Genomic DNA, 4,505 nt, shown 5'->3' with positions numbered 1-4,505 from the left:
CGGTGGTGCTGGTCAGTTCGTATCTGCCGGAGCTATTGGGCGTGGCCGACCGCATTGCCGTGATGTGCCGCGGCCGATTGGTCGATGTGCGGCCGCGCGATGAGTGGACCGAGGAAAGCATCATGCATAGCGCCACCCGCGGCGCGATGGAAGGGGCGGCACTGCGATGACGTCGAAGTCCTGTGTCGCTAACGCCGCCACCCAGTCCGCCGAACCGCTGCGCGAGCGCCGGCCGGCGCTGCGCTGGGCGCAATCGCTGCTGGGGCCGTTCGTGGGATTATTGCTGGTGGCGTTGGTTTTTTCGGCGGCGCAATGGGTGGTCGATAAGGAATCGCCGTTCTTGCAGCCAGAGCGTATGAAGCTGGTAGCCAAGCAAACAACGATCGTCGGCATGGGCACCTTGGGGATGACGGTGATCATTATTGGCGGCGGCATTGATTTGTCGGCGGGCTCGATCTTGGCGCTCACCGCCGTCGTGCTGGCGGTAGCCCTCAAAGAGGGCGCGCCTCCGGTGGTCGCGCTGGCGCTGATGTTGGCCACCGGCACGGCCGCCGGACTGTTGAACGGGCTGTTGATCACTGGGTTGAAGCTGGTGCCGTTCATTGTCACGCTCGGTTCCATGCTCGCGTTCCGCGGGCTGGCCGAGTTTGTGTCGGACCAGAAGAAGATTCAGGCGCCGGCGCCCGACTGGCTGGCCGGATTGCTGGACCGGCCGCCGGCCGATAGCTGGCAATTGGTGCCGCTGGGCGTGTGGATTGTGATTGCGCTGGGAGTGGTGCTGGCGATTGTGCTGCGCAACACCGTGTTTGGGCGGTACGTCTTTGCGATTGGTTCGAGCGAAGCCACGGCGCGGCTGTGCGGCGTGCCGGTCACCGCCGTCAAGCTGGGGATTTACACGTTGGGCGGTTTCTTCCTGGCGCTAGCGGGGCTATTGGATTTCAACGACCTGAATCGGCAAGGAAGCCCCACCAGCGGCTTGGGTCTGGAACTGGAAATGATCGCCGCCGTGGTGATTGGTGGTGGCAGCTTGCGCGGCGGGCGGGGCAGCGTGCTGGGCTCGCTGGTTGGCGCCACGACGATGGCGCTGCTGAAGAGCGGTTGCGTCTATGCCGGCCTGAGCGACCCGGTGCAAAAGGTGATTGTGGGGGCGATCATCGTGGCCGCCGTCGCGGTGGATCAATGGACGCACGGCGCTCGCGAGTAGCGGGCGGCCGCGATCAGTGGGACTACCGGCCGCGCGAACGCCCGCCCCGATTTCCGCCGCCACGGCGTGGCGAACCGGAATACCCGCGAGGATTTTTAGCGCGGGCCTCCATGTTGACGTTGATGATGAGGTCGATGGTCTCTTGCCACGACGGAATGCCCTTGTGCGACATGCGCGCCGCGCCGCGATCATCGTCGCCAGAGTCGAGATCGTCGTCGTGTTCCATACCGGCGGCGACCAACGGGCGATCGTCATCATCATCGTCGTCGTAATCGTCGCGCTGTTGATGCGACGAAGAAGCGGGCGCATCGCCGCGAGATTCATCGCGTCTACCGCCGCGCCTTCTACGTCGTCGACGGCGAGGCCGGTCGGACTCGGCCGATTCGTTATCGCCAGCGGCCGGTCGGGTTGGCAGCGGGCCGGGGGGCGCATCGAGGTCGATCGCCTCCGACACGATGCCGGTCACCATATCGCTGATGATGCGCGTGCGGCGATTGTCCGCGTCGCCGGCTTCGTCAGAGTCGCCGAAATCGGCGTCGAACTCGTCGCGCGGCTGCTGATCGGCGGCCTCCGCGCGACCGGAGCGCGAGCCGCGCCGGCCGCGACCACCACGTCGCCGGCGGCGGCGTTTGCGCGGCTCGGCCTCTTGATCGGTCGCGGCCTCGGCGGGGTTGGCTTCGTCGGCGCTGTCGTCGATGGACTGGGAAACAGGTTCGTCGTCATCCTCATCGCGGTCAAAACGGTCGTCCCAGGCGTCGTCCCGCGGTGGGCGACGCGCTGGCGCCACTTCGTCGCGGGGCGGCGGGGGGGAACGTCGCGGGCGATCGTATTCGGTTCGTGGGGAAGGGCGCGTGCGCTCGTGCTCGGCGCGATCGGCCTCTGGCTCGCGGCGGCCTGCTTCAGGCTCTCGCTGGCGCGGCAGCGTCTCCGCTGGTCGCGCAGCCGGGGGAGCTGGGGCCGGTTCTGGTCGCGTGGGCTCAGACTGAACCGGAACGGCAATGCCGAACTCCGCGGCCAGGCTGTCCCAGGCGGCGGGAGGAGGCGTGGCGCGGGTAGTTTGCGTCTTGCGCGGCGGCGGTGTCGGCTGCGTGTCTTGGGGCTTTGACCACTTGGGCGCGGCCTCGGGGCGCGACTCGGCGCCAAGATCGGCTGCCAACTTATCCCAAATGCTCGGTTCTGGCGATTCGCTCATGGCTGTCTGTGTAGGGCCTTCCGACCAGTTACGTGTCCTGCGTCCTTGTAGGTCTGTTCAGTATAGGATTTGCCGCGCCGATCGTGAAGCCAGGCTTCGACTTGCCACCACGCGGGCCGCGCTCGTGAGGCCGATTTGCCGCCATTCGGCGTAGAATAACAAGGGCGGCCGGACCAGTGACGTGGCAAGGGGTCATGGCGCGGGGCGCCGGCGGCCACTGGCGAGCGGTGGAAACACGATGGAACGAACGCACTCTCCGACAGGCCCTGGCGCCGCGCACTCCATCGAAGTCGAGGTGAGCGGGCACATCATCGACAGCCTGATTTTGCCGAAGATCCTGGACGTCATCACGTCGCTGGGAGGGGCGTTCACGATCAAGCAGATCACCATTGGGCACGCGCGGACCGATCCGAGTTATGCCTTGATCGAGGTGCGGGCCGCCGAACCAGACCAATTGGCGAAGATTGTCAGCGAGATTAGCGATCACGGCGCCGTGCCGACCGCGCAGCAAGATTGCCGCCTGGTCGAGGCCGACATGGAGGGGGCGTTTCCCGAGGGGTTTTACAGCAGCACCAATCAACGCACGGAAGTGCGGGTCGCAGGCAATTGGCTGCCGGTCCAGCGGCAAGAGATGGATTGCGGGGTGATGGTCGATCTGCCCAGCGGCAGTGCGACGTGCATTGCAATGAGCGACGTGCGGCGCGGACAGCAGTTGGTGGTGGGACACGCGGGGGTGCGCGTCTTTCCCGAAGAGCGCATGCTGGAACGGCACGGCTTTGAGTTCATGAACTCGGCGGTTTCGACAGAGAAGCCGAAAGGGGTGATGGTGCGCGAGATCGCCGGCGAGTTGCGCCGGCAGCGCGCGCAAGGGGGGAAGATCTTGCTGGTCGGGGGGCCGGCGATTGTCCATACCGGCAGCGGCGAGCATGTCGAATGGCTGATCGACCAGGGCTACGTTCAACTACTGTTTGCGGGCAACGCCTTGGCCACGCACGATATTGAGCAGGCGCTATTTGGCACGAGCCTGGGCATTCAACTCGATCATGGGGGATCGGTCGAAGGAGGGCACGAACATCATTTGCGGGCGATCAACCGCATTCGGCGGCTGGGAGGGATACGCCGGGCGGTGGAGAGTGGGGAGCTAGCGCGCGGCATCATGCGCAAATGCGTGCTGCGCGGCGTTGATTTTGTGCTGGCGGGAAGCATTCGCGACGACGGCCCGCTGCCAGAAGTCGTGACCGACACGTTGGAAGCGCAGCGCGTGATGCGCGAAAAGCTGGCTGGCGTGACATTCGCCTTGATGGTGGCCAGCACGCTGCACTCGATCGCGGTGGGCAACCTGCTGCCGGCCTGGGTTAAGGTGGTGTGCGTGGACATCAACCCTTCGACGGTGATTAAGTTGAGCGACCGGGGGACGTTTCAGACGGTGGGACTGGTGACCGACGTGGAGCCTTTTTTCCGCGCCTTGGTCAGTGAACTGAAGTCAGCGGAGCCGGCCGCATGAGCGCGCGTGCCCGCATCTTGATGTGCCCGCCGGACTATTACGGCATTGAGTATGAGATCAACGCCTGGATGAGTCGGTCGCGCCCGAGTGATCCGCGGCGGGCGCGGCAGCAATGGCAGGGGCTGCGCAAGCAGCTTGAGGCGGCCGGCGCCGAAGTGGTGTGCATGGAGCCGGCGCCGGGACTGCCGGACCTGGTGTTCACCGCCAACGCGGCGTTGATCTACGGGCGGACGGCGGTCGTGTCTCGCTTTCGACATGCGGTGCGGCAGCGCGAGACGCCGTTCGACGAGCGCTGGTTTGGCGAGGATGGCTTTGACGTGCAATCGGCGCCGGAGGGCGTTTACTTCGAAGGCGCCGGGGACGCGCTCTTTTGCGGCGACACATTGTTCGCGGGCTACCGCATACGCAGCGACGCGCGCGGGCATCAAGCGATTGGCGCGTTGTTGGGGGTGCGGGTGATTCCGCTGGAACTGGTCGACCCGTACTACTATCACCTCGACACTTGCTTTTGCCCGCTCACCGACGACACGGCCATTTATTACCCCGCGGCGCTGGACGATTATGGTCGCCGCGCTCTGGCCGAGATCGTGCCGAACCTGATCTCG

Annotated in this window: 4 protein-coding genes; 3 read left to right on the top strand and 1 reads right to left on the bottom strand. The window is 65.6% G+C overall.

The window, feature by feature from the left end:
* The first annotated feature begins 166 nt into the window (after window positions 1-166).
* Window positions 167-1,204 carry an ABC transporter permease gene (locus K1X71_21050; GenBank protein MBX7075637.1) on the top strand — a complete coding sequence of 346 codons (1,038 nt, stop codon included), beginning with the start codon at window positions 167-169 and terminating at the stop codon, window positions 1,202-1,204.
* 22 nt (window positions 1,205-1,226) lie between these two features.
* Here K1X71_21050 and K1X71_21045 read toward each other — a convergent pair whose 3' ends face one another.
* Entirely contained in the window at window positions 1,227-2,396 is a 1,170-nt protein-coding gene (locus tag K1X71_21045; GenBank protein ID MBX7075636.1) for a hypothetical protein, read from the bottom strand.
* Window positions 2,397-2,634: 238 nt separating this feature from the next.
* Between K1X71_21045 and K1X71_21040 the strand changes: the two genes are divergently transcribed.
* Together K1X71_21040 and K1X71_21035 are read left to right on the top strand one after the other, a co-directional pair.
* Window positions 2,635-3,900 carry a TIGR00300 family protein gene (locus K1X71_21040; GenBank protein MBX7075635.1) on the top strand — a complete coding sequence of 422 codons (1,266 nt, stop codon included), beginning with the start codon at window positions 2,635-2,637 and terminating at the stop codon, window positions 3,898-3,900.
* Window positions 3,897-4,505: amidinotransferase (locus tag K1X71_21035; GenBank protein ID MBX7075634.1), on the top strand; the 609-nt coding region annotated here is incomplete at its 3' end. The genes K1X71_21040 and K1X71_21035, both read left to right, overlap by 4 nt.

The sequence above is a fragment of the Pirellulales bacterium genome (assembly GCA_019694455.1).
GTDB lineage: Bacteria > Planctomycetota > Planctomycetia > Pirellulales > JAEUIK01 > JAIBBY01.
This window is presented reverse-complemented; position numbering and strand designations above follow the sequence as displayed.

What these genes read in the sequence shown, in the direction of transcription:
- K1X71_21050 (MBX7075637.1), top strand. Translation starts at nt 167, where the DNA reads ATGACGTCGAAGTCCTGTGTCGCTAACGCCGCCACCCAGTCCGCCGAA.
- K1X71_21045 (MBX7075636.1), bottom strand. Translation starts at nt 2,396, where the DNA reads ATGAGCGAATCGCCAGAACCGAGCATTTGGGATAAGTTGGCAGCCGAT.
- K1X71_21040 (MBX7075635.1), top strand. Translation starts at nt 2,635, where the DNA reads ATGGAACGAACGCACTCTCCGACAGGCCCTGGCGCCGCGCACTCCATC.